At 41.0% G+C, this 25,567-nt stretch carries 25 protein-coding genes; 7 read left to right on the top strand and 18 right to left on the bottom strand.

Annotated elements, in window-relative coordinates:
• Window positions 1-139 precede the first annotated feature (139 nt).
• The 6 genes from phoU to Q3C15_RS06470 are packed head-to-tail and all read right to left on the bottom strand — an operon-like array spanning window position 140 to window position 5,132.
• Complete coding sequence (gene phoU / locus Q3C15_RS06445; protein ID WP_283601063.1) at window positions 140-895, bottom strand: phosphate signaling complex protein PhoU; 756 nt, start codon at window positions 893-895, stop codon at window positions 140-142.
• An 11-nt stretch (window positions 896-906) separates the two neighbouring features.
• Complete coding sequence (pstB, locus tag Q3C15_RS06450) at window positions 907-1,662, bottom strand: phosphate ABC transporter ATP-binding protein PstB (protein WP_283601064.1); 756 nt, start codon at window positions 1,660-1,662, stop codon at window positions 907-909.
• Window positions 1,663-1,675: 13 nt separating this feature from the next.
• On the bottom strand, window positions 1,676-2,464 hold the full coding sequence (gene pstB, locus Q3C15_RS06455; RefSeq protein WP_283599385.1) for a phosphate ABC transporter ATP-binding protein PstB: 789 nt from the start codon (window positions 2,462-2,464) through the stop codon (window positions 1,676-1,678).
• Window positions 2,464-3,360: a phosphate ABC transporter permease PstA gene (gene pstA, locus Q3C15_RS06460; protein WP_302704698.1), complete on the bottom strand. Its 897-nt coding sequence runs from the start codon at window positions 3,358-3,360 to the stop codon at window positions 2,464-2,466. Before pstA ends, pstB (Q3C15_RS06455) begins: the two co-directional genes overlap by 1 nt.
• Window positions 3,360-4,262: a phosphate ABC transporter permease subunit PstC gene (gene pstC / locus Q3C15_RS06465; RefSeq protein ID WP_302704699.1), complete on the bottom strand. Its 903-nt coding sequence runs from the start codon at window positions 4,260-4,262 to the stop codon at window positions 3,360-3,362. Before pstC ends, pstA begins: the two co-directional genes overlap by 1 nt.
• Entirely contained in the window at window positions 4,263-5,132 is an 870-nt protein-coding gene (locus Q3C15_RS06470) for a phosphate ABC transporter substrate-binding protein (RefSeq protein ID WP_302704700.1), read from the bottom strand.
• 164 nt (window positions 5,133-5,296) lie between these two features.
• Here Q3C15_RS06470 and Q3C15_RS06475 point away from each other — a divergent pair, with 164 nt between their 5' ends.
• Window positions 5,297-6,112, top strand: coding sequence for a response regulator transcription factor (locus Q3C15_RS06475; RefSeq protein WP_302704701.1), 816 nt, complete (start codon window positions 5,297-5,299; stop codon window positions 6,110-6,112).
• A gap of 48 nt (window positions 6,113-6,160) precedes the next feature.
• Here Q3C15_RS06475 and Q3C15_RS06480 read toward each other — a convergent pair whose 3' ends face one another.
• The 12 genes from Q3C15_RS06480 to dnaA all read right to left on the bottom strand — a co-directional run bounded on the left by Q3C15_RS06480 (window position 6,161) and on the right by dnaA (window position 20,476).
• Window positions 6,161-6,487 (bottom strand): heavy metal-binding domain-containing protein, encoded by a 327-nt coding sequence (locus tag Q3C15_RS06480; RefSeq protein ID WP_057827194.1) that lies wholly within the window; start codon window positions 6,485-6,487, stop codon window positions 6,161-6,163.
• Between the two features lie 458 nt (window positions 6,488-6,945).
• Window positions 6,946-8,433 carry a peptide MFS transporter gene (locus tag Q3C15_RS06485; protein WP_064214737.1) on the bottom strand — a complete coding sequence of 496 codons (1,488 nt, stop codon included), beginning with the start codon at window positions 8,431-8,433 and terminating at the stop codon, window positions 6,946-6,948.
• A 220-nt stretch (window positions 8,434-8,653) separates the two neighbouring features.
• Window positions 8,654-8,890 carry a 30S ribosomal protein S18 gene (rpsR, locus tag Q3C15_RS06490; protein WP_057827196.1) on the bottom strand — a complete coding sequence of 79 codons (237 nt, stop codon included), beginning with the start codon at window positions 8,888-8,890 and terminating at the stop codon, window positions 8,654-8,656.
• Between the two features lie 21 nt (window positions 8,891-8,911).
• Window positions 8,912-9,505 carry a single-stranded DNA-binding protein gene (gene ssb / locus Q3C15_RS06495; protein ID WP_283579793.1) on the bottom strand — a complete coding sequence of 198 codons (594 nt, stop codon included), beginning with the start codon at window positions 9,503-9,505 and terminating at the stop codon, window positions 8,912-8,914.
• Between the two features lie 30 nt (window positions 9,506-9,535).
• Entirely contained in the window at window positions 9,536-9,826 is a 291-nt protein-coding gene (gene rpsF / locus Q3C15_RS06500; protein ID WP_302704702.1) for a 30S ribosomal protein S6, read from the bottom strand.
• Window positions 9,827-9,997: 171 nt separating this feature from the next.
• A complete protein-coding gene (gene gyrA, locus Q3C15_RS06505; protein WP_302704703.1) occupies window positions 9,998-12,583 on the bottom strand; it encodes a DNA gyrase subunit A in 2,586 nt (861 codons plus the stop codon).
• Window positions 12,584-12,637: 54 nt separating this feature from the next.
• Window positions 12,638-14,599, bottom strand: coding sequence for a DNA topoisomerase (ATP-hydrolyzing) subunit B (gene gyrB / locus Q3C15_RS06510; RefSeq protein WP_283573418.1), 1,962 nt, complete (start codon window positions 14,597-14,599; stop codon window positions 12,638-12,640).
• Window positions 14,600-14,604: 5 nt separating this feature from the next.
• Window positions 14,605-15,786: a DNA replication/repair protein RecF gene (recF, locus tag Q3C15_RS06515; protein ID WP_302704704.1), complete on the bottom strand. Its 1,182-nt coding sequence runs from the start codon at window positions 15,784-15,786 to the stop codon at window positions 14,605-14,607.
• A 4-nt stretch (window positions 15,787-15,790) separates the two neighbouring features.
• Window positions 15,791-16,009, bottom strand: a complete 219-nt coding sequence (gene yaaA / locus Q3C15_RS06520; protein ID WP_057827203.1) for a S4 domain-containing protein YaaA — start codon at window positions 16,007-16,009, stop codon at window positions 15,791-15,793.
• Window positions 16,010-16,227: 218 nt separating this feature from the next.
• Window positions 16,228-17,604, bottom strand: a complete 1,377-nt coding sequence (locus Q3C15_RS06525) for a sugar porter family MFS transporter (RefSeq protein WP_204779683.1) — start codon at window positions 17,602-17,604, stop codon at window positions 16,228-16,230.
• Between the two features lie 177 nt (window positions 17,605-17,781).
• The gene (dnaN, locus tag Q3C15_RS06530; protein ID WP_278851513.1) at window positions 17,782-18,921 is read right to left on the bottom strand and encodes a DNA polymerase III subunit beta; all 1,140 of its coding nucleotides are present in this window, start codon (window positions 18,919-18,921) and stop codon (window positions 17,782-17,784) included.
• A 166-nt stretch (window positions 18,922-19,087) separates the two neighbouring features.
• Complete coding sequence (dnaA, locus tag Q3C15_RS06535) at window positions 19,088-20,476, bottom strand: chromosomal replication initiator protein DnaA (RefSeq protein WP_302704705.1); 1,389 nt, start codon at window positions 20,474-20,476, stop codon at window positions 19,088-19,090.
• Between the two features lie 511 nt (window positions 20,477-20,987).
• Here dnaA and rpmH point away from each other — a divergent pair.
• The 6 genes from rpmH (at window position 20,988) to Q3C15_RS06565 (ending at window position 25,505) form a co-directional block, all read left to right on the top strand.
• Entirely contained in the window at window positions 20,988-21,122 is a 135-nt protein-coding gene (gene rpmH, locus Q3C15_RS06540) for a 50S ribosomal protein L34 (RefSeq protein ID WP_057827207.1), read from the top strand.
• A 71-nt stretch (window positions 21,123-21,193) separates the two neighbouring features.
• Window positions 21,194-21,568, top strand: coding sequence for a ribonuclease P protein component (gene rnpA / locus Q3C15_RS06545; protein ID WP_302704706.1), 375 nt, complete (start codon window positions 21,194-21,196; stop codon window positions 21,566-21,568).
• Window positions 21,568-22,413, top strand: coding sequence for a YidC/Oxa1 family membrane protein insertase (locus Q3C15_RS06550; protein ID WP_057827209.1), 846 nt, complete (start codon window positions 21,568-21,570; stop codon window positions 22,411-22,413). Before rnpA ends, Q3C15_RS06550 begins: the two co-directional genes overlap by 1 nt.
• A 187-nt stretch (window positions 22,414-22,600) precedes the next feature.
• On the top strand, window positions 22,601-23,791 hold the full coding sequence (locus Q3C15_RS06555; RefSeq protein WP_302704707.1) for an acetate/propionate family kinase: 1,191 nt from the start codon (window positions 22,601-22,603) through the stop codon (window positions 23,789-23,791).
• A gap of 242 nt (window positions 23,792-24,033) precedes the next feature.
• Window positions 24,034-24,255 carry an immunity protein gene (locus Q3C15_RS06560; protein ID WP_283580835.1) on the top strand — a complete coding sequence of 74 codons (222 nt, stop codon included), beginning with the start codon at window positions 24,034-24,036 and terminating at the stop codon, window positions 24,253-24,255.
• A 467-nt stretch (window positions 24,256-24,722) separates the two neighbouring features.
• A complete protein-coding gene (locus tag Q3C15_RS06565) occupies window positions 24,723-25,505 on the top strand; it encodes a glycerophosphodiester phosphodiesterase family protein (RefSeq protein WP_204779679.1) in 783 nt (260 codons plus the stop codon).
• The last annotated feature ends 62 nt before the right edge of the window (window positions 25,506-25,567 follow it).

Below are 25,567 nucleotides of genomic sequence, written 5' to 3' on the forward strand. Positions count from 1 at the left end.
CTACTGACCTCTCTTATATACCGATAATTATATTCTATATTTTGCACAATTGATTCTTTTACGCCTTTATGATAGCGCATTCATCTATTGGAAATTTTAATTAAAAAGGTTTGACACAATTTGTTGTCAAACCTTTTCCCTACTTATCTTCGCGTTTCATCCGTGCCTTTTTCCGTTCATGGCGGATCAGCGCTTCCTGTTCTTCAACCTTTAAATACTCATCACGATTGAGTTTTCCTGGATTTAATTCCTGAATCTTTCCTGTCGCATCGTAAACGACCCATTCACAAAGGTTGACGATGTGATCCCCGATTCGTTCCAAGATCCGTGCAACCATTAAATAACTCATCGCTGCCACTGCGGTATTCGTTTCGCGCTTCATGATCTCAACAATCATTTGGTAAATATGATAATATTGTTGGTCGATTTCCGGATCCATCGCCGCAATCTTCCGGGCTTCAGCTTCATTGTCCCGAATCGAAGCATCCAGTGATTGTTCAAGCATGTTGCGAATGTCCGCCGTTAAATTTGAAATCAACTCTTCGATTTCCGGAATCCGGTTATTGCCTTTTAACCGAATCGTTTCCCGGGCAATAATAATTGCGTGGTCACCGATCCGCTCTAAGTCAGAACTTGCCTTTAAAATACTAATAATTTTCCGGAATTCGTGTGCCACGGGCTGTTGAAGGGCAATCAGGTTCAATGCCCGTTCTTCAAGTGAAATTTCATTGTTATTAATGGTTTCATCGCGCTCAATGATTTTCTCGGCAAGTTGCTGGTCATGTTCAATGAACGATTTGGTTGCCTGATAAATCTGTTCGCTGATATCGATTCCCATTTCATTGAAGCACCCGTTCAACTTTTTCATTTCATCATTAAAAATTTCCTTTACCATCTTGATCCTCCTTAACCAAACCGGCCATTCAAATAATCATCCGTTAATTTTTCTTTCGGTGTTAGGAACAATTCCTTGGTTTTGCCGGACTCGATCAAATCACCGTTTAAAAAGAAAGCTGTGTTATCTGAAATTCGCGAAGCCTGCTGCATGTTATGCGTCACAATAATGATCGTATAGTCTTTTTTTAACTCAACCAATGTATCTTCAATTTTAGCATTTGAAACCGGATCAAGCGCGCTTGTTGGTTCATCCATCAAAATGACTTTCGGCTGCACGGCTAGAACCCGGGCAATGCAGATTCGCTGTTGCTGGCCGCCTGAAAATGCCAACGCATCCTTTTTTAAATTATCCTTAACTTCATCCCAAACCGCTGCTTTCCGTAAACTTTCTTCAACGATTTGATCAATTACTTGTTTATCCTTAATTCCCTTTAATTTTAATCCAAAAGCAATGTTATCATAAACCGATAACGGAAAGGGATTCGGCTGCTGAAAAACCATTCCGACTTCTTTGCGGAGTTTAACAACATCCATTCGCGGGCTATAAATGTCTTCTCCTTGAAGCTTAAAGCTCCCCGTAATCGTAACATTCTCAATCAAGTCATTCATTCGATTCAAGCATCGTAAAAAAGTTGACTTGCCGCATCCCGAAGGACCAATCAAAGCCGTGATCTGATTCTCATCAAATCCAATGTCAAAGCCATGCAAGGCTTCCTTTTTCCCATAATACAAATAAACATTTTCCGCCATCATGATCTGCGTCATTGAAATGCACCTCCTAGCCAAAGTTCCCCGAAACGTAATCTTCGGTCATTTGCACGTGCGGCGCAGTGAAAATCTGCGATGTCTCGTCAAATTCAACGATCTGTCCCAAATTAAAGAAGGCCGTATAGTCACTGCTACGGGAAGCCTGTTGCATATTATGCGTCACAATAATGATCGTGTACTTTTGCTTTAATTCCTGCAATGTATCTTCCACTTTCCGCGTTGAAACCGGATCAAGTCCGCTTGTTGGTTCATCAAGTAATAAAATATCGGGTTCCATTGCAATTGCCCGGGCAATACATAGTCGTTGCTGCTGACCACCTGAAAGTTGTTTGCCGTTTTTATCAAGCGCATCCTTGACTTCATCCCATAACGCAACCGCTTGAAGGCTTTCTTCGACTTTTTGATCTAAAACGGATTGATCTTTAATCCCATGATATTTCAAGGCATACGTAATGTTTTCCCGAATCGATTTATAAAATGGATTGGGATGTTGGAATACCATTCCGATATGCTTCCGTAACTCATAAATATTAATTTGGTCGTTATTAATATCTAATCCATGATACATAATTTGACCCTCGACCCGGGCAATTCCATCATTCATTCGATTCAATGAACGTAAAAAGGTTGACTTGCCACACCCTGAGGGACCGATCAAGGCCGTGATCTGATGTTGCGGAAACGCGATCGTTCCTTCAGCAAAAGCCTTTTTTTCGCCGTAATAAACCGCCAGATCTTTCGTTTTCAAAGCAACCGGCGTTTCAATTTTTTTAATGTATTTTTCTGTAATTTCCATCATTACCGTTCCTTATCTGTTGCCGTTAACTTCCGATAAACCACGTTTCCTAACCACCGCGCGCCAAAATTGAAAATCAAAATCACAATGATCAAGACGGCTGCTGAGCCGCTTGAAACCTGGTGAGCATCGGGTAAAATCGACTCCGTGTTGACCTTCCAAATATGAACCGCCAACGTTTCTGCTGGACGGAAAATATTTAAAGGACTGGTTGGCGAGAATGGATTCCAATTTGCATAGTTAATAACCGAATTACTTTGACCGGCCGTAAAGATCAATGCGGCGGCTTCCCCAAAAATCCGCCCGGCACTTAAAATCACGCCGGTTAAGATTTGGGGTAATGCACACGGAAAAACAATTCCCATGATCGTTTTCCACTTTGAAATTCCAAGCGCAACTCCTGCTTGTCGCTGATCAAGCGAAACTGCCCGAAACGCATCTTCAATACTGCGAGTCAATAACGGCAAGTTGAAAAACGTAAGGGTAATTGCCCCAGAAATAATTGAAAATCCAATTTGGAACTTAATTACAAATAATAAATAGCCAAATAATCCCACAACGATCGATGGCAATGAGCTTAAAAGTTCAATGATCGTTCGTAAAAGACTCGTAAACCAGTTATCCTTTGCATATTCGGCAAGGTAGATCCCAACCCCCAACGCAATTGGAAATGAAATCAACGTTGTTAAAATTAAAATATATACTGAGTTAAAGATTTGATCCCGAATCCCGCCGCCAGCTTCAAATGACTGACTTACGCTCGTTAAAAAATGCCATGACATTCCTGGTAACCCAGTGATCAAAATATACCCGATCAGAAACAGCAAAAGAATTACTAGTAATCCAACTGATCCATAAATAACGTGTTTCGCAATGCGATTTGTTTTTTTCGGATTCATTACTTAATTGCTCCTTTCCGGGTAGTTACCCTGATCAACAAGTTGAAGACCAGTGACATCAATAACAGAACCAATGCCAGTGACCACAATGCATTGTTTGAGACCGTTCCTAAAACCGTATTTCCCATTTGACTGGTCAACTGACTGGTCAGCGTTGCGGTCGGGGTTCCAAGTCCTTCCGGCATTAAAACGGCATTTCCAATTACCATTTGCACCGCAAGGGCTTCCCCGAAGGCCCGGGTCATTCCAAAAATGATCGCCGTTAAAATTCCTGGAAGCGCGGCCCGTAAAACGATTTTATAAATTGCCTGCCATTTGGTTGCTCCCAACGCCAAGGCTGCTTGCCGATAACTGACCGGAATTGCCTTTAAGCTGTCAGCCGTTAATGAAATCACGGTCGGCAAAATCATTACAAATAACACCAACGTCCCGGCTAAAATTCCAAATCCCGTGCCACCGATCAATTTCCGCACTAACGGCACAACAACCATTAATCCAATATAGCCGTACACAACGGATGGAATTCCGACAAGTAGTTCGATTACCGCCCGTAATGCCTTGGTTCCTTTCCGCGGTGCATATTCAGTCATAAAAATGGCTACCCCGATTGCAAACGGTGTTGCAAGGATCGCCGCTAAAATCGTGACTAAAAACGAAGTTACGATCATTGGCAAAGCGCCAATTTGATGATGCCCCGGATTCCACTGCTTGCCCGTTAAAAACTGAGTTAAACTCAGATGATCTTGCGTAAAGGTGGCCGTTCCCCGATTGATAATGAAGTATAAAATTGAAACGATCAAAACAATGATTAAGCTCAGGCAAGCGTAACATAAAATTTTTCCCCGCCGATCTTCAGTTGTCTGTTTTGATTTGCTGAGTAGCTTTTGTTTAATGTCATCCATTTATTGACCCTCCTTTACCGGTGTAACTTTGCCGTCAATCGCTTTTTTGACTTGCATATCATGAATACTGATATATTTCATTTCTTTAACCATTTTGCGTTGAACCGGAGCTGAAAGCATATACTTCAAAAATTGCTTAGTTTCGCCTTTCGGCTGTCCCTTGGTATACATGTGTTCGTAGGACCAGATTTTCCATTTGTTCGTTGCGACATTTTGCGTTGTCGGCTGAATTCCATCGATTTTTAACGGATGGATTCCCTGACTTCGAAGATATGCAAATGAAATATAACTGATTGCGCCCGGAGTGTTGGCAACGATCTGCTGAACCGTTCCGTTTGAATCTTGTTCCTGTGCATTCATCATTTCTTGACCATTCATCACATCGTTTTCGAAAGTAACACGCGTCCCACTTCCCTTTGAACGGTTAATGACCACAATTTTCTGATTTTGACCCCCAAGCTGTTTCCAGTTAGTGATCTTTCCTTCAAAAATTGCCCGGAGTTGCTGCATCGTCACGTTTTTTATCTTTACTTTCTGATTCACGATTGGCGCAATTCCCGCTACTGCAACCTTATGATCGACCAGTTCATTTGCCCGGATTCCGTTTTGCTGCTGGGCAAAAACATCCGAATCACCAATCTGAACGGCGCCCTCCTGAACCTGACTTAATCCGGTTCCTGAACCACCGCCCTGAACGGTAATGTTCCCATCGTGCTCCTTTTCATACTCGGTTGCGGCCTTTTCAACAAGCGGCTGTAAGGCCGTTGAACCGACAACCGTGATTTTATTTTGCGTTTGATTGCCACACCCACTCAAAAGTAACAGCAGTCCTCCAAGCAAAAATAATTGACTAAACCTTTTCCTTTTCACTTTCCGTCCCTCTTTCCGTTCATTAAGATTACTTTTAATGTACCGAAGAGATGTAAAGTTCAAATCGATTTCATGTAAAGGCAATGTAAATGTTTTGTAAATCATTATGATTTTCGTGATTCATATGGAATAATAATGATAGATATTGAGTGGAGGTGAGCTTTGTGCAGGAGCGGCTGATTTTAGTTACTAAAAAGCTACCATTGTTTATGAAATTAAATACCTACTGCAACGATCATGGATGGATGGTCTATAATACGACGGATCCAGAAGAAACCCTTGATTTTATCAATCATCGGCACGTTGCCGGGATCATTTATGACCTTGATGCCGCTTCGCCAGAAGTCACCCTTTCGCTTATTAAAAAAATCCGGGAGTCATTTAATAAGCCGATCTTAACGTTGACTGCTAAAAAAGATTTTGAATATGAAATGAAACTTTTTGGGTTGCACGTTGATGATTACATTGTTGAACCGTATGAATACGAAGAGATCATTGTCCGGATGCAGCAATGTCTTTGGGGCCGAACCATTCAAACTTCCCAACAGCCACCAGAATTGATCGATCAGGAGGTTGATGTTGATGATTCTCTGATTGCGGAATATCTTACTTCCGAAGAGCATTCTTCTCGTCCGCATCATCATCACAACCACCTTCAACTTGATGACCTTTTGCTCGACATTGACCATTACCGGGTTTTAAAGAATAACGAAGACCTTGGATTAACCCCAAAAGAATTTAAACTCCTTTATTTTCTTGTTAAAAATAGAGGACAGGTTATTTCACGCGAACAGTTACTTCGCGGCGTTTGGAATTATAATGATGATTTAGGAACTTCCCGAATCGTTGATATTCACATCAGTCATCTTCGCGATAAAATCGAACCGGATCCACACCATCCGAAATACATTAAAACGGTTCGCGGATTTGGGTATACCTTTGAAGGGCAAGAATTGAAAATTGTTAAGGATAATAAATAAGCTGTGCTTAACCTTAAGCACAGCTTTTGTTTCATGTGAAACTTATTTTTAATCTGTAAATTTAACGGCTGTTCCGTATGCTACAACGGATTGCATATCGCCGCCGATCGAACCGGAATCAAAGCGCATCATGACAACCGCGTCGGCATCAACATCGATTGCTTCCTGCTTTAACCGTTCAATTGCTTTTTCCCGTGATTCATGAAGCATATTAGTGTATGCTTTGATTTCCCCACCAACGATGTTTTTCATACTTGCTCCAAAATTGCTAAACATATTTTTCGATTGGGTCGTCACTCCAAAAACTTCCCCAATAACTTCGTATGAACGTCCCGGAATATTTTCCGTTGTTGAAATTAAAATTTCTTTGCTCATTCTTTTTTCCTCCTCTAAAAGCTGATTCAATTTTACCAAATAAGATGGCAAATTGCACGCTAATTCTTTCAGAAAATGTTTAAGTTACTCAGTTATTTTTCACAAAGGAATTTCGTCAATTTGAAAATCAATTTTTGTTTTTGCATAAAAAAACTCCGCAGACTAAACTGCGGAGAAAAAAGGAGTATATTTTATGAAATCTCAAAGGGGAAGCTTGAGTTTCATGATTTGTAATCAACTACTTTTCAGGGGAGAAAAAGTAATGAAAATGTTTCGGCCTTTTCCATCAGGCTATGAGTATAATCTACAACCAAATTGTGAATTTTTTGTGAAGATTACGTCGTGTAATACCTATTAAAGTTTAAGAATTTATTAAGAAAATGATTTTCCAACTTCCTTTTTAATTTTTCAACGATTTACATCCTCAATTTTACGATTACAAACCCTTTCACTGGAAATTAGTCCACGCCTTCCATCAACGTGTGAATCTTCTTTACGAAGAAGACTAGAATAATTCCAAAGATAATACTTACCGCCCCGATTGCAAGGAAGTATGGAACTTCAGTTGCTGATGAGTAATATTTAACAATTTGAGAGTTAATTGCTTGTCCGGCCGCATCTGCTAAGAACCACATACTCATCATTTGAGAACGAAAAGCTTTGGGAGCTAACTTCGTTGTCACCGATAATCCAATTGGTGAAATTAACATTTCCCCAATTTCAACGATGAACCATGAACCAACCAGCCAAAACGGACTGACACGCCCCTGCGTTCCATCTAAGATTCCTGGAAGAGCCATCCAAACATACGATAGCCCGGCAAAAATCAGCCCAGTAGCGAATTTTCCTGGCGCACTCGGCTGCTTCTTCCAATGATTCCATAACCATACAAAAAGTGGCGTTAAAATCATGATAAACAACGGATTAAGCGTTTGGAAGTTCGAAGCTGCAAAATGCCAGCCCCCAATATGTAAAACGGTCCGGTTTTCAGCAAAGAGCGCTAAAACCACTGATCCTGATTCTTCAATTGCCCAGAAAATCGCAGCCGCAATAAATAACGGAATGTAAGCGCGAACCCGTGAGCGTTCAACCTTTGTAACCTTTTGACTGCGAAGCATGATCACAAAGTAAACAATTGGAAGAGCAACCGCAATCACCGTGATTAATGTAATGATGTTATCAATGTTTAATGCATGAAATGCGGCCATAATTCCAAGAACTACCGCAAAGGCAATCACGCCGATTACTGACCCGCGAACAACGTTTTTTAAACTTTGCTGATCAATGGGATCTTTCGGATGCAAACTTGAATCCGATAAATATTTTTTCCCTTCAAAATAATACTGAACCAGGCCAATGAACATTCCAATTGCGGCTAAGGCAAATCCGGCATGGAAATTCATGTTTCCTGAATGCCCAAATAAGTTTGCCACAAACGGAACTGCCCATGGCGCAATCGCTGCTCCCAAGTTAATTCCGAAAACGAAAATGTTAAATCCTGCATCCCGGCGCCGATCGCCTTCAGAATACAAATCACCGACCATGTCAGAAACATTCGGTTTCAATAACCCTGTCCCAATTACGATCAATGCAATTGAAGTATATAGGGCTGCCTGACCAAATGGAAGGGACAATGCAATATGCCCGAACATAATGAAAACCCCGCCGATAAAAACGGTTTTCCGGCTTCCCCAAACGCGGTCACTCAACCAGCCACCGACAACGCCGGCCATATATACAAGCGAACCGTAAATCGCCATGATCGAAGCAGCTGTTCCCTGATCGATTCCAAGGCCACCTTTCGAAATGGCAAAGTACATATAAAATAGCAAAATTGCCCGCATTCCATAGTAACTGAATCGTTCCCATACCTCAGTTGAAAACAGGGTTGCTAACCCGCGCGGCTGTCCAAAAAACTCTTTTTGTGGTTGATCTTGTTCTTTCACATCAATTCTCCAATCTTTTTGCCCTTTTAAACAACAATTTGTATATTTTTGATTTTACCAAAAAGATTAGATTTTAACAATATAAAAATTAAAATCGCATTAGTAAAATGGACAAGTATTCCGGAATTATCGGATTTATAAAATTAATTATTATCTAATTTTGAGGCATACAAAAAAGGCATGCCACCTGACATGCCTTTTACTCGCTTTTAACGAATTATTAGTCTTCAGCAACGAATGGTAATAAGCCCATGATCCGTGCACGCTTGATAGCTGTTGTAAGCTTGCGTTGGTTCTTTGCGCTTGTACCTGTTACCCGACGAGGTAAGATCTTACCACGTTCTGAGATGAAACGACGTAATAAGTCTGTATCTTTGTAGTCAATGTATTCAATGTGGTTTGCTGCGATGTAGTCTACCTTACGGCGACGACGACCGCCACGACGTTGTTGTGCCATGTTGATTTCCCTCCTTGTTAATTAGAATGGTAAATCATCATCTGAAATATCAATTGAGTTTCCATTATCTGCAAATGGATCATCATTGGTTGAAACATCCTGACTGTTGTTGTCATTTGCGCTTCCTAAGTTGCCAGTTTGGACATTCCCATTGAAAGTTCCACCCTGGTTTGCGTTTCCACTTGGATTTGGATTCCCAAACGGATTTCCGTTTCCAAATGATGAATTATTATTCATCGGAGCGCCTTGACCTTGTGCTTCTTCGGGATGTTCCCGGCGATACTGTTCTGACTGAGCCTTTGTTTCCAACAATGAGAAGTTGTCAACAACGACTTCTGTTACGTATACCCGAACTCCTTGTTGGTTTTCATATGAACGCGTTTGAAGCCGACCTTCAACCGCCACCATTGAACCTTTGTGGGTGAAGTTGGCAAAGTTTTCAGCCGCTTTCCGCCACATTACACAGTTAATAAAGTCTGCATCCCGGTCACCATTTTGATTTGTAAACGGCCGTTCAACAGCAACTGTAAAGCTTGCAACCGCAGAGCCGGATTGGGTGTAACGTAAATCAGGATTCTTTGTTAATCGACCAACGAGAACTACTCGATTAATCACGGTCATGACCTCCTTTATCGTTTTTCAATATTAGTCTTCACGCTTTACGATCATGTGACGTAAAATACCGTCATTGATCTTTGAAAGACGATCAAATTCGTTGATTGCATCTGCGTTTTCAGCGTTAACGTTTACGATGTGGTACATACCTTCTATGTAACCGTTAATTTCATATGCAAAACGACGCTTTGACCAATCCTTTGAATCAATAATTTCAGCACCATTGTCCTTCAAAACGTTGTCAAAACGTTCAACTAATTCATTCTTAGCTGCTTCATCAAGTGAAGGGTTGATGATGTATGTGATTTCATAATGTGTCATAGTGTTTGCACCTCCTTATGGACTTTTGGTTCTTTTCCAAAAATGGTAAAAGAACAAGGTATTACAAGTTATAAGTTTATCATTTAAGTTTTCGATTTGCAATAAGAATCGTAAATTCCGTTACAAATATATATTCGCAAATCAAGCCGCTTTTTATTACTTTTATTGCTCTTATTTATCTTGTTCTTCATTTTCTTGATGAGCAAGTTCGCGATCTGCTAAATCTTGAACTCCGTGCTTCATCAAATCATGTTCGTTTTCGCCGTCCATTGATGCATCCGCGTCTGCATGCGTTTCTTCATCTGATTGATCTTCATCGTCTTTGGGTTCCGGATCAACCTTTGCAATCGTTGATACCGTTGAATCATCTTCAAGATTAATCAAATGAACTCCCAACGTTGACCGCCCTGTTTGAGATACATCCGCAACGTTAAACCGAATCAAGACCCCTTTATTGGTGATCACCATGATATCCTCATCACCGTTAACGATCGTTAATCCGGCTAACGGGCCATTCTTTTCGGTGATATTCGAAGTTTTAATTCCTTTACCACCCCGACCTTTGATCGGATATTCACTGACTGGCGTCCGTTTTCCGTATCCCTTTTCAGAAATTACGAAGACGTCGCTGCCTGGAACAAGGATATCTGATCCAATAACATAATCGTTTTCGCGCAGCCGAATTCCACGAACCCCAGCTGCTGACCGGCCCATTGACCGAACTGTATTTTCGTTAAATGAAACTGCATATCCTAAGTGCGTTCCGATGATCATGTTTTGATTCCCGTCTGTCAACGAAACGTTGATCAATTCGTCGCCATCATGCAGGTTAATGGCTTTCAATCCGTTCTTCCGAATATTTTCAAAGTCTTCAACCGGCGTCCGTTTAACGGTTCCTTCCTTCGTCGTAAAGAAGAGGTATTTAGCCTGGTCGTCATTATCATGCGGAATGTTGATTACCGTTGCAATCTTTTCACCGGCATCAATATTCAACAGGTTAATTACCGGAATTCCCTTTGCTGACCGGCCGTATTCAGGAATTTCGTATCCCTTCATGCTGTAAACTTTCCCGAGATTCGTAAAGAACAGCAACCGGTCGTGAGTTGAAGTTGTAACCAGATGTTCAATAAAGTCATCATCATGAACTCCCATGCCTTGAACCCCGCGGCCACCACGCCGTTGAGCTTTGAAGTCACTTGTTGGAAGCCGTTTGATGTAACCATTGTGAGTCAAGGTGATTGCAACTGATTCTTCTTCGATCAAGTCTTCGTCTTCAATACTTGTAACTTCACCGACCATCAATTCCGTCCGCCGCTCGTCACCGTATTTAGCTTGAATATCAAGTAATTCTTGATAAATGATGTCGTTGATCCGGTCCTTGCTTGCCAAAATATCTTCATAATCAGCAATGGCCTTCATTGTCTTGTCATAATCGGCTTCAACCTTATCACGTTCTAAACCGGTCAACCGGACAAGCCGCATATCCAAAATTGCTTGGGCTTGCTTATCGCTTAATTCAAATTCATTCATTAAACGGTCCTTTGCGACATCGCCGCTTTCAGATTTCCGGATAATGTCGATGATTGCTTGAATATGATCCAGTGCGATCCGCAATCCGGCTAAGATATGAGCCCGGGCTTTAGCTTTCCGTAAGTCGAATTCTGTCCGCCGCCGGATAACTTCAACTTGGTGCTTCAAGTAGTATTGCAAAATTTGCTTCAAGCTCAAGATCTTTGGGGTGCCATCAACAATGGCAAGCATATTGAAGCCGAATGACGTTTGCATCAGCGTCATTTTGTATAAGTTATTCAAAACAACTGACGCACTTACATCCCGGCGAATGTCAATTGTAACTCGCATTCCGTCACGGTCAGATTCATCATGGATCGCCGTGATTCCGTCGATTTCCTTTTCCCGGGCAAGTTCTGAAATTCGTTCGATCAACCGGGCTTTGTTTACCATGTACGGTAATTCGTGAATGATAATTTGCTGTTTGCCGTTCTTTTGTTCTTCAATGTCGACTTTCGCCCGTAAAACAACCGTTCCACGACCGGTTTCATAGGCTTTCCGAATGCCTGACTTTCCCATTACGATTCCACCAGTTGGAAAATCTGGTCCGGGAATTGCTTCCATCAAATCAGCCGTTGTTGCATCCGGATTATCCATCAAAATATGAATTGCCGAAATGACTTCTGATAAGTTATGCGGCGGAATGTTAGTCGTCATTCCAACTGCGATCCCGGTGGCCCCGTTAACTAACAAGTTTGGAAAACGTGCTGGTAAAACTTTTGGTTCCCGTTCAGTTCCGTCGTAGTTTGGTTGAAAGTCGATGGTATCTTTATTGATGTCCCGCAGCATTTCAGTGGCAATCTTGGACATCCGGGCTTCGGTATACCGCATTGCGGCAGCCCCATCACCATCGACAGAACCAAAGTTTCCGTGACCATCAACTAACATGTAACGGTAACTAAAATCTTGCGCCATCCGAACCATTGATTCGTAAATCGCCGAGTCGCCATGCGGGTGGAATTTCCCCATAACTTCCCCAACAATTCTGGCTGATTTTTTATAAGGCTTGTCGGGTGTAACGCCAAGTTCGCTCATTCCATATAAAATCCGACGGTGAACGGGTTTCAAACCATCACGAACGTCCGGCAATGCCCGTGCAACTAAAACACTCATTGCGTAGTCTAAAAATGACGTTTGCATGACGTTTGAAAGGTCAACGTCTTTAACACGATCTGGTAATTCTACCAAAACAGCTGCCTCCTCCTAGAAAATTATTTTTTATCGATCTTTTCATTTTTAAGATTAAACGTCCAAGTTATCAACGAACGTTGCGTTTTCTTCGATAAATTGCCGCCGCGGACCAACTTGGTTCCCCATCAGCATTTCAAAGATTCCGTTTGCTTCTTCAGCATCTGATAATTGGACCCGTAACAGCCGCCGCTTTTCAGGATCCATTGTTGTTTCCCATAATTGTTCGGCATCCATTTCACCAAGCCCCTTGTAACGTTGGATAACTGGCTTTGGTGAGGCCGGTAATTGAGCTAAAACTTCGTCTAATTCTTCGTCTGAGTCAATATACTGGACCATCTTTCCTTGCCGAACCTGGTACAAAGGCGGTTGGGCAATGTAGACATAACCCTTTTCGATCATTGGGCGCATAAACCGGTAGAACAATGTTAATAGCAATGTCCGAATGTGAGCCCCGTCGACATCGGCATCTGTCATAATAATCAACTTGTGGTAGTTTGCCTTTTCAACGTCAAAATCTTCACCAAATCCGGTTCCTAAAGCGGTAAAGAGTGATCGAATTTCTTCATTGGCTAAGATTCGATCAAGGCTGGCCTTTTCAACGTTTAAAATCTTTCCCCGAATTGGAAGGATCGCCTGGGTCAACCGTGAACGGCCTTGCTTAGCTGAACCGCCGGCTGAATCCCCTTCGACGATAAATAATTCTGAAATCTCAGGGTCTTTACTTGTATTGTCTGCTAATTTTCCTGGAAGGTTTGAAATTTCCAATCCGTTCTTCTTCCGGGTAACTTCCCGTGCGCGCTTAGCAGCAACCCGTGCCTTGGATGCAAGGATTCCCTTATTAACGATTTCCTTTGCAACCGTTGGATTTTCAAGCATAAATTTACTGAAAACTTCACTGAAAATCTTATCCGTTGCAGCCCGCGCATCGGAGTTTCCAAGCTTTGTCTTTGTTTGGCCTTCAAACTGCGGATCAGGGTGCTTAACTGAAACAACGGCCGTTAAGCCTTCGCGGACATCTTCCCCTGAAAGGTTGGACTCATTATCCTTCAAAAGGCCTGTCTTCCGTGCATAATCATTTATAACCCGGGTTAACGCTGTCTTAAATCCTGATTCATGCGTTCCCCCTTCGTATGTATGAATATTATTCGTAAATGTTAATAGATTAGAGTGGAAATCATTGGTGTATTGCAATGCAACTTCAACGGTGATTCCCTTTTGAACCCCTTCAACGTAAATTGGTTCAGGAAAAATAACTTCCTTGCCCTTATTCAAATATTCAACATAATGTTTGATTCCGCCAACATAATGGAATTCTTCGTGAGTTGGTTCTTCCGGCCGTTTATCATCGATCGTAATCTTAAGTCCCTTATTTAAGAAAGCCAATTCACGAATTCGGGTCGTCAATGTCTTGATATTGTAAACCGTTGTTTCGGTAAAGATATCTGGATCTGGCACAAAGTGAACCGTTGTTCCATGTTCGTGAATTCCGGTCTGGCCGATCACGTGCATTGCCGTATTAACTTTTCCTAATTTAAAGTCCATTGCATAAATATTCGGGTCGCCTTCCCGGGTAACCTGAACATCAAGGGAAGTTGACAACGCATTAACAACCGAAGCACCAACCCCGTGAAGTCCACCGGATACCTTATAGCCGCCACCGCCGAATTTCCCGCCGGCGTGCAAAACCGTAAAGACCGTTTCTAAGGCTGGCCGCCCAGTCTTCTTTTGGATATCGACCGGAATTCCCCGGCCATTATCCTTAACGGTAATACTGTTATCCTTTTCAACCGTAACGTTGATTTCAGTTGCGAACCCTGCAAGGGCTTCATCGATCCCATTATCAATAATTTCCCATACAAGGTGGTGTAACCCTTGTTCACTCGTTGAGCCAATGTACATTCCGGGACGTTTCCGGACCGCTTCCAGCCCTTCTAAGACCTGAATTTGACTGGCATCATATTCTTTGGCTTTTTCTTCTTTGATTTCTTCTTGCAGTTCTTTATCTTCCGCCATGCATATCACTCCTTATTCGCGGTCTTATCTTGTTTCGTTGGATAGAACACTTCAGTTTTCAGCGCTGCTTGCTTTTCAGGAATAATTTGGCCATCACGAATATGAAAAATCCGCGGCTCCTTGATCAAATTCCGAGCAACGTCGCTTAATCCTGGAGTTGTTAAAAATGTCTGAACCTTATCTTGAATGGTTTTTAAAAGGTGCGTCTGCCGCGCGCCATCAAGTTCTGATAAAACATCATCAAGCAGCAAAATCGGATACTCGCCGGTTTGATTCTTCATTAAATCGATCTCTGCCAGTTTGACTGATAATGCCGTTGTCCGCTGCTGTCCTTGTGAACCGTACGTTTGAACGTTCTTATGGTTGATCAAAAACCGAACATCATCCCGATGCGGTCCATAAAGAGTTGTTCCTTGGAAAATTTCCTTGGATTGATTTTGCCGGTATAAATCCATCAATGCTTCTGAAAGTTCAACCTCGGTCAACGTGGATGCATCCTTAACGGCACTTGAATACTCAAAGGTTAAGTTTTCCTTTCCCTGGGTAATACTTTGGTGAAGTTTCTGCGCATACCCTTCCAACTCGCTTAAAAATTTAACCCGTTGGCTGATAATTGCACCGCCAACCGCTGCAAGTTGTTCGGATAAAACTTCCAGGTACAGCTGATCTTGAGCTTCATGGCTTTGCAGCTGTTTCAAATACCGGTTACGCTGTTTTAAGATGTCCCGATACTGGGTCAAATCATGCAAGTATTTCGGTGAAACCTGGCCAAACTCCATATCGATAAAGCGGCGCCGAACAGTTGGGGCACCCTTTACCAAAGCAAGATCTTCGGGAGCAAACAAAATTACGTTCAACTGACCGAGATATTCGGATAGCCGGGCCTTTTCAAGATGGTTGGCCTTCGCCTTTTTCCCGTGTTTTCCAATATCCAGCTCCAACTTCAGTGAACCGAGTTCACGCTGGACGGTTCCCTTGATTTGAGCAGCATCCTTGCCGAATTCAATCAGCTCGCGGTCATTATTGGTTCGATGACTGCGAGTCATTGCTAACACGTAGATCGATTCCAGCAGGTTAGTCTTTCCTTGCGCATTTTCCCCGATCAAAACATTGATTTGCGGTGAAAATTCAACCTGAGCTTCATCGTAGTTTCGAAAATGATGGAGGTTTAATTCCGTTAACTTCAATTCCTTAGCGGCCCGCCTTCATGACATACGTCTTGCCGTTGGGAAGTTCGACTTTATCATCCGGATAAAGTTTCCGTCCTCGGCGATCATCAATTTCACCATTGACCTTGACGTTATTTTCACTCAGATACCACTTTGCCTGTCCACCTGATGAAATTTCATCAGCAATTTTCAACAATTGGCCTAAGGTAATGTAAGGTGTTTTCAGATTAACGGTTTCCATTCGTCAAACCTCCTTCAAAAAACCAGTCTAATACTTAATAATTATACCCTTTTTTGGATGCAAAAACAATTTAACTCGCGATAAAATGCGTTTTAAGCTCTTTTAACGTCATTGAGTGGGAATCCATTAATCAATGGTAAAAATGCTTATTTTGAATTTTAAGCATAAAAAACGAGATCACCGTCTTGGTAATCCCGTTTAAATTCAAATTTATTTAATTATTTTTGACTTTCACGCACTCCGCGCCGTTCGATTTCTTCAAGCGTATGCCCCTTTGTTTCCGGAACCTTAAAGATCACAAATGCAACAGCAAGCAAACAGATCACGCCAAAAATTGCGAAAACTGTTTCTTGCGACATTGAAGCCGTCATCAATGGGAAAATCAATCCAACTGCAAATGCTCCGACCCAGTTAAACGCTGAAGCCGTTCCGGCAGCCTTCCCCCGAATCGCAAGTGGGAAAACTTCACCAACAATGACCCACGTTAACGGAGCCCATGTAAATCCATAAAAGCCAACGTAAATACATAAGAAGATAATCGTGATCAATGGATTAACGTGGCTAAACATGGTATTGATCACGGCTGGCAAAATGAATGCTAATCCCATTCCGGTTCCGCCAAAGATCAATAATGTCCGGCGATTAAACTTATCCGCAATTGCCAGAAAAATAAATGATGATAATACTAAAATCAAGCCTTCAATTACCGGCCACATCAAATTTGAAGCTGCTGCATGACCCGTTGCCTTGGCAACGATCAATGGGATGTAGTAAAAAATAGCATTCACTCCCATGAATTGTTGGAAGGCTGCAACGCCGACGCCGGCAATTACCAAGTAACGGTATTTACCCGTAAACATCTTGCTTAATTTCTGCTGGTCTTTACTTTGATCTTCAACGTTTTTAATATTTTGAATATCTTGAATTTCCTTTTCAGCCTGCGCACACGGTTGAACAAGTTGAAGAACTTGCCGGGCTTCATCGATCCGGTCATTTCTTACTAAATACCGTGGTGATCCTGGAAGATTTAAACTTCCTAAAAATAGAATCAACGCCGGAACAGCTGCCATTCCTAACATTGTCCGCCATGCAAACGTTGCCGGGAGATATTGCAAAAAATAGTCAACGACGTATGAAAGCAATGTGCCCAGGGCAATCATTGTAAAGTTGATTCCGGATAATCTTCCCCGTGACTTGGCAGGGGTCATTTCTGACATATAATTTGGAACCGTTGCGGAAATCATTCCAACCGATAGCCCCAAGAAAACTCTGACTAACGACAAGTAAATATATCCGTTCCGCGGTGCAAATGCTGAAAGCAGTGATCCTGCAATGAAAATCAGTGCTGAAAACGACAATACCCGTTTCCGCCCGATCTTATCCGTTAAATGGCCCGCAAGCATCCCGCCGAAAATTGCCCCGAACATTAAGGATGAAGTAATACATCCTTCCCAAAATGCAGAGTGCATATGCCAGTCAAGCTGCAAAAATGGCAATGCTCCGGTCATAACTCCAATATCATAACCAAAGAGGATTCCGCCAAATGAGCCGAAAAAATAAATATACTTTCGTGGTACCTTCTTTATCGTATTCATTGATATGTTCATCCCTTTTCTAATTATATTTTGCACAACTTATTATTGCAAAAAAATTTACAAATAATTTCACAAGATGTAATTATAAATTTTATTTTGTCTTTTGTCACGAATTTTGCTTACAAAAAGTAAAAGACGGTGATTCAATCACCGTCTTTTCCGCTTTAATTCATTCAATTAGTATGTTCGAACTGGCGTAATCAATTGAATAAAGTCTTCACTGTCTTCCGTCGGCATCAATGTAAATGGCCGCAATGGCAATGTTAAGGATAACTTAACTTCGGCTTGCCCAAAGGCTTGTAATGCCGCTTTCATGTAATCTGGGTTAAAGGAAATTTCAATATCGTTTCCAGTTAATTTATCAAATTGTAATTCTTCTTCAATATTTCCGACTTCCGGTGAATTACTTGATAAAACTGCGGTTTGATTTTCGCTATTTAAACTTAATTTAACAACATTATTCCGTCCTTCATGGGATAACAATGATGCCCGTTCGATCGCATGAAGCAAGCTAACCGCATTTAATTCAATTTCAGTTTCTGAACTTTGAGGGATCAGGCGGTCCGTATCTGGATACATCCCTTCAAGAAGCCGTGAATAAAATGCTGTATTATCAAAATTAAATAAAATTTGATTTTCAGCAATTTGAATTTCCAAACTGCCAGTTGAATCTGCAATCATCCGTGAAAGTTCGACTAATGAACGTCCTGGAACAATAATGTCGTAATCAATGTCTTCAGCGCCTGACAATTTTACCTTGCGTTGACTTAAACGATGCGAGTCCGTTGCAACTGCATGTAATTCTCCGTTTTTAATTGTCAAATGAACACCGGTCAATAATGGACGGCTTTCCTGAGTCGATACTGCAATAACGGTTTGATTAATGACTTGTTTCATAATATCTGCTGGAATCGTTAATTGTTCATTCGTATCAATTTCAGGAAGGTGCGGATAATTATCGGCATCTACTCCATTAACTTGATACTCTGTTTGACCAGATGTAATAGTTGCTTGGAAATGTTCATTAACTTCAATTGTAAATGTACTTTCTGGGAGACGTTTGATAATTTCACTAAAAAAGCGGGCTGGTAAAACAATTGATCCAGGTTCATCAATTAATAATTCGTAATTGCTGTCATCCGTTGAAATTTCATTTTCAATTGAAATATCGGAATCACTTCCGGTTAACGTGATTGAATTTTCCGTTACTGTAATTTTTAATCCTGTCAAAATTTCAATTGCGGTTTTAGAAGAAATTGCCCGTTGAACATCGGTCAGTTTCTTAATAAATGCATTACGCTTAATTGTAAATTTCATAAGTAAGCTAGCTCCTTAATTAATATATATATAGTAATTATTAATTAGTAATAGTATTAGGCCCTGTTATTCCTGTGGAAAACTTTTGAAAAGTGATGATTTTCCTATGTTTTCCTTGTGGATATGTTGTGGATAAAAAATCTAATTGATTCACATTTGTCCACAATTAGACCTGTAACTGATCTTTGATTTCTTTGATATCGTTTTGAAGATCTTTATTTGTTAAAAGTTCAGTTTGAATTTTTTCATGCGCATGAATTACGGTTGTATGATCTTTGCCGCCGAATTCTTGACCAATTTTCGGAAGGGATGCATCCGTCAATTCCCGTGAAAGATACATCGCAATTTGCCGCGGCATGACGATCGATTTAACCCGTTTCTTGCCTTTAAGGTCGGTTACGGTGACGTTAAAGTACTTTGCAACCTTGTTTTGAATAATCGGAATTGTAATTTCCTTGGTTGCTCCCTGACCAACTAATCCGCGGAGGGCTTCCGCAACCATGCTGGTCGTAATCGGAGCGTCCGTCATTGACGTAAAGACTTTGATTCGCGATAACGCCCCTTCCAAATCACGCACACTAGAATCAAAATGACCAGAAATGTAATTTAATGCTTCATCTGGAAGATCTAATCCAAGCGATTGCGACTTTTCACGCAAAATTGCAATTCGGGTTTCAAAATCCGGAGGCGTAATGTCAACCGGCAAGCCCATCTTAAACCGGGTAACCAACCGGGTTTGAAGGTTTTGAATTTCGTTTGGTAACCGATCAGCCGTAAGAACAATTTGTTTGTTATTTTGGAAAAGAGTTTCAAATGTATTAAAGAATTCTTCCTGTGTCCCAACTTTATTTGCCAAAAATTGGATATCGTCAACGAGTAAAAGATCAACGTTCCGGTATTCATCCCGGAATTCAGATTGGTTTTTTAATTGAATCGAATTAATAAAGTCGTTTGCAAATGCCTCACTTGAAACATACTTAACCTTCGCTGTCGGATCACGTTGCAAAATCGTGTGACCGATGGCTTGCATTAAGTGGGTCTTACCTAATCCGGCACCCCCGTAAATGAAAAGCGGATTATAAACCCGTCCGGGGTCTTCCGCAACGGCTAATGCAGCGGCATGCGCCATTTTGTTTCCATTCCCAACAACAAACTTTTCAAACGTATAATCGCTATTTAACTGATTGTTATGAACGAAGTTATTATTAGAAGCTTTTTTCTGCGATGCTGCTGGGATCTGCTCCTCAGCTTCAGTGTTTAGGGTATTCTCAGCTGCTTGATTCGATGGTTCATCGTTATCATCTGCTGCGGAACGAATCACGATATTGATTCGCCGTCCAATTGCGGGCTCAAGCAAGTCAATGATCGTTTCATTGATATTTCGTTCCCAATATTCTTTAACCATTTGAAATGGGACCTCAATGACAAGGGTGTCATTTTTAAACTCGATAGGTTTGGCCGGCTTGATCCAAGTATTAAACGCAATATCGTTAAATGAGCCGTGCAAACCGTCGAAAATAATTTTCCATAAGGAATCGAGTTCTGGTTCAAGCACGAAACTGCCCCTCCTTTTATAAAAAATTTATACGTCCATTGTAGCATTAAAAAAAATAGTTTTCCACAGGTGTGAAAAATAAAAAAATCAAATTCACGGGTGTTAGTTTAATTATCCACAGGTAACGATTTATTGTGGAAAAGATCACCTGATTTGGCCGTTATTCACGGAAATTATTTAAAATCAAAAGTTGATTTATCAATTTTTTATCAACTTATCCACAGAATTATCAAAAAATCACAAATTTCAAATTCACGGGATGTTAATTGTGGATATGTCTGTCTAAAAAGCTGTGAGTTTAATTTTTGCAATTCACAATTATTCCAAAAATATGAGCGCGAAATCGGGGATAACAAGTAGCATGGCAAGGCTGAAAAATTGCCTTGGTTTGGAAAAACCGCTTTTCAACTTAAAATTTGTATGTTAAACTTACAAAGTAAGTCTGTTTGAAGACTATTTTGATACAACAATTTAGATAGTTTTGACATCTAAAAATAAGGAGGTGGAATTCATGAAGAGAACATACCAACCTAAGAAACGTCACCGTCAACGCGTACATGGTTTCCGTAAGCGTATGAGTACAAAGAACGGTCGCAATGTGTTAGCACGTAGACGCCGTAAAGGTAGAAAAGTATTGTCTGCATAGATCACTGGACCGTCAGTGGTCTTTTTTCTTATCTAAAGAGCATTCGGATAAGTCCATTTAGGAGATCGACAATGAGAAAATCATATCGCGTCAAAAAAGAAGCAGAATTCCAAACGGTTTTTACGAAGGGTAAATCATGTGCGAACCGCCAATTTGTCGTTTACATGCTTGAAAAGCCGGGCCAGGTTCATTTTCGGGTCGGCATCTCAGTTGGGAAAAAGATTGGGAATGCCGTTGCACGAAACTGGGTCAAACGCCGGATTCGGCAAGCATTAACGGATCTTAAGCCGCAATTGAAACAGGATTGCGATTTTCTTGTTATTGCGCGGCCGACAGTTGCGTGGATGTCAACGGCAGAAGTTAAAAAACATTTGAGTCATGTTTTACGGTTAGCAAAGGTTTTGCCTGCAAATAACAAAGCGAAAAGTGAGGAATTACAAAAGTAATGAAACGACGTACAAAAAGAAACGTTGCGATCCTTGGCACTTTATCACTGGCCTTGCTTTTAGGCGGATGTACAAGTAATGCGCCCATTACATCTCATAGTACAGGGTTCTGGGACCACTACATTATTTGGAATTTCGTCCGGGCTATTCAGTGGCTGAGTAATTTCTTTGGCCACAACTATGGCTGGGGAATCGTGGTCTTTACAATTATTGTCAGAATTATTATCTTACCGTTGATGTTCTACCAGATGAAGAGTATGCGGAAGACCCAAGAAATTCAACCGAAATTGATGGCATTGCAAAAGAAGTATCCTGGGAAGGATCCGGAATCAATGCAAAAGTTAAGCGAAGAACAGCAAAAACTTTATGCTGAAGCCGGAATCAATCCAATGGCAGGATGCTTGCCAATGCTGATCCAAATGCCAATTTTAATTGCCTTGTATCAAGCAATTTGGCGGTCACCGATCTTAAAGAATGGTGATTTCTTATGGATGCACTTGGGTGAAAAAGATCCATACTACATTATGCCGATTTTGGCCGCAATCTTTACATTCTTAACTTCGAAATTATCAATGATGGGTCAGCCGGAAGGAACAAACAACATGATGAATAACATGATGTTGTACTTCATGCCGATCATGACTGGTTTCATTGCTTTTAATTTACCGTCTGCATTGTCAATCTACTGGGTTGTAACGAACGCATTTTCAGTAGGTCAGACATTGTTACTTCAGAATCCATTTAAGATTCGGCGGGAACGCGAAGAAAAGGAAGCGGCTGAAAAGGCCCGGAAGAAACGGCTTGAAAAAGCTAAACGGAAAGCTTATAAGAGTAAACGGAAATAGTTGCAAAGCTTATAACAGCAACCGCGTGTGTGCGAGGTTGCTGTTTTTTTGATTTTATTTAAAAATTTGTTATAAATTAGTTTTCTAAAGAGTAAAATCTTAATAATGAATGGAAAAGTTGCTTGCAATGTACTTTACTTAATGGTATCTTCATCTTAGATTTTTTGCATTTAAGGGAGAAATTCAATTGGAAAAGACATTAGTTATTAACTCAGGAAGTTCAACTTTGAAGTTCAAGTTATACTTGATGCCGGAAGAAAAGGAAATTGCAAAGGGATTACTTGAACGGATTGGATTTGACGGTTCAGCAATTAAGATCGTTTACGGCGATGGTAAGCAATATACGGAAAAATTACCACTTGCTAATCATGTGGTCGCCATCAAAGAGATGCTGCGGTTATTGAAGGAACTTAAAATCGTCGATGATTTTGAAGAGATTACAGGGGTCGGCCACCGGGTCGTTGCCGGGGGCGAATATTTTGACCAGTCAGTCGTAATTGATGACGATGTAATTCAAAAGATCGACGAATTGGCTGATTTTGCACCATTACATAATCCGAATAATTTGATCGGAATTCAAGAATTCAAGAAATTATTACCAGACGCAACGGCGGTCGCTGTTTTTGATACAGCATTCCATCAAACGTTGCCGGAAGAAAACTACATGTACAGCACACCATACGAATGGTATGAAAAATATGGTGTTCGGCGTTACGGTGCTCACGGAACAAGCCATCAATTCGTTGCGGAAAAGGCAGCTGAATATTTAGGCAAACCGTTAAAAGACTTAAAGATGATTACCTGCCACTTGGGCGCTGGTTCTTCAATGTGTGCCATTAAAGATGGTAAATCATTTGATACGTCAATGGGCTTTACCCCGTTGACAGGGATTACAATGGGAACCCGGTCAGGAGACGTTGACTTTTCATTAGTTGCTTATGTAATGAAAAAAATGCAAACAACGGATGTTGATGCAATTTTAGACACATTGAATAAGAAGTCAGGGTTGCTTGGCGTATCAGGGCGGTCACTTGATATGCGTGACTTACAGGTTGCCGAAAAGGATGGCGACCAACGTGCATCGCTTGCAATTCGGCTTTTTGTAAAAAATATTGTCCGCTATATCGGCCAATACTATGTTGAAATGGGCGGTTTAGATGCGATTGTCTTTACTGCTGGAATTGGCGAAAATGAAGGAGCAATCCGGAAACGGGTCATCGACCGCCTTTCGTTTATGGGGGTAGCAATGGATGATGCGAAAAATGATGCCAACGTTGATGGCATTGTTTCAACTGCGGATTCAAAGATTGCCGTATTACGAGTTCCAACGGATGAAGAATTAATGATCGCGCGGGACGTTGAACGGTTGAAAAAATAATTAAGAAGGTGTGACAAAACGTTAAAAACGAGCGTGGTGGAAGCAGAAAAGCGAACGAATCGCGCCAGCATAGATTCGGAGGTTTTCGAACTTCCTCTAGCTTCGCGTCGCAGCTCGTTTGTTTTGGAACCCGATTATGCAGAGGTTGTGATGTAAATCACAATCTCTTTTTTTGTAAAACGCTTGCAAATGATGAAAAGCTAAATATAATAGAAATTAATTTCAGGGGAAAGAAGGAAGTTATGATGTTATTAATGCGGATTTTTGGGGTTGTTTTATTCTTAATTGGACTATGGCAGTTTTATGCAACGTGGAAGTATCATCATTTTTTAACAACGAAGGGGACGGATAATGCTTTTAGTCCATTAGCGCTGTATTACGGCTTTGCTTTAGGAGTTGTTGCCTTTTTACTTGGCTTAGGTCTGATGATTTCACCGCAATGGATGTACGGATTGATCCAGTAAAAAGTTAAAGAAAAGGTTAAGCAAAAATATTCAGGAAAGAAAAATTAGAATTCAGGAAATTTTAAATTATTTTCATTAGAAAAGAATAATATAGTAATTGAACATAGATAGGTTCTATGTAGAAGATAAACACTTTAATAATGACAAACAGTGGTATTAATTTTCACTTACTCAAACTTATTATTGTACGAATATTTAAACCGTCAAATACATGTTCACAATGTATTTACTCTTTGACAATAGATATAATCTATGAAATAGTATCCTCTCCCAACCGATACTGAAAATGATTAACCTAGACCATTGTTTAGTCAGTTGCTTGCGAAGGCTCGCCTTGCTCTTGACCCCTTTATAATTTATGGTAGAGCTTTCGGAAGCGTTGAAGATGAGACCGCCCAGTCCCATCTTTTTTTATTAGCTGAAAAAGATTAAAATAAAGCTAATTTAAGCAAAGGAAAGTGAGCAGGGTGGGACAGCATAAAATAATTGCGCATCGCGGAATGTCTACGTTAGCGCCTGAAAATACAATGGCGGCGTTTGAATTGATGCCACGATACAATGTAAATTGGCTTGAAACGGATCTCGCAATCACGAGTGATGAAAAATTGGTAATTATGCATGATGGCGATGTTTCCCGGACGACAAACGGGCATGGGCGAGTAACAGCGCTTAATTTTGAAGAACTACATCGGTTATCTGCAGGGGCGTGGTTTGATTCGAAATTTAGAAATGAAAAAGTTCCAACCTTTGATGATGTGATTGATTTTGTTAACCGGAATCAAATTAATCTCAATTTGGAAATCAAGCCGATCAACGGCAAGGATGCCGCTCGATTAACCCGTTCAATGGTGCGGCAGTTAGCAAACCGAATCGATCGCATCGATTCGCAAATTCGGGTGGTCATTTCCTCATTTTATCCAAATATTTTAATGAAGATGAAACAGGTACGACCGGATTTAGAATATGCGTGCCTGTTTAACCAATATACTCTTTCATTAGCAAAACCATTAACAGGTCTTTTAAATACTAAAATTGTTCACCCGGATAACCGGCGATTAACGGCTGCGAAAGTGCGGCGGCTAAAGAAAGCCGGTTACGAAGTCAACGTTTGGACAGTTGATAAGATTGATCGGGCTAATCAGTTATTCAACTGGGGTGTTGATGGAATCTTTACTGATATTGGGCAGGATTTTCCAAACCACCGCCAAGAACAGATTCAGGGCAGTCATTATTTAACGACCTGGTTCTAGGTTTCATGTGAAACAAAAGCGAAGACTGTGACATTCGTCACAGCCTCCGCTGCTTTTATTTA

This window comes from Ligilactobacillus sp. 110_WCHN (assembly GCF_030518115.1).
In the GTDB taxonomy this organism is placed as follows: Bacteria; Bacillota; Bacilli; order Lactobacillales; family Lactobacillaceae; genus Ligilactobacillus; species Ligilactobacillus aviarius_C.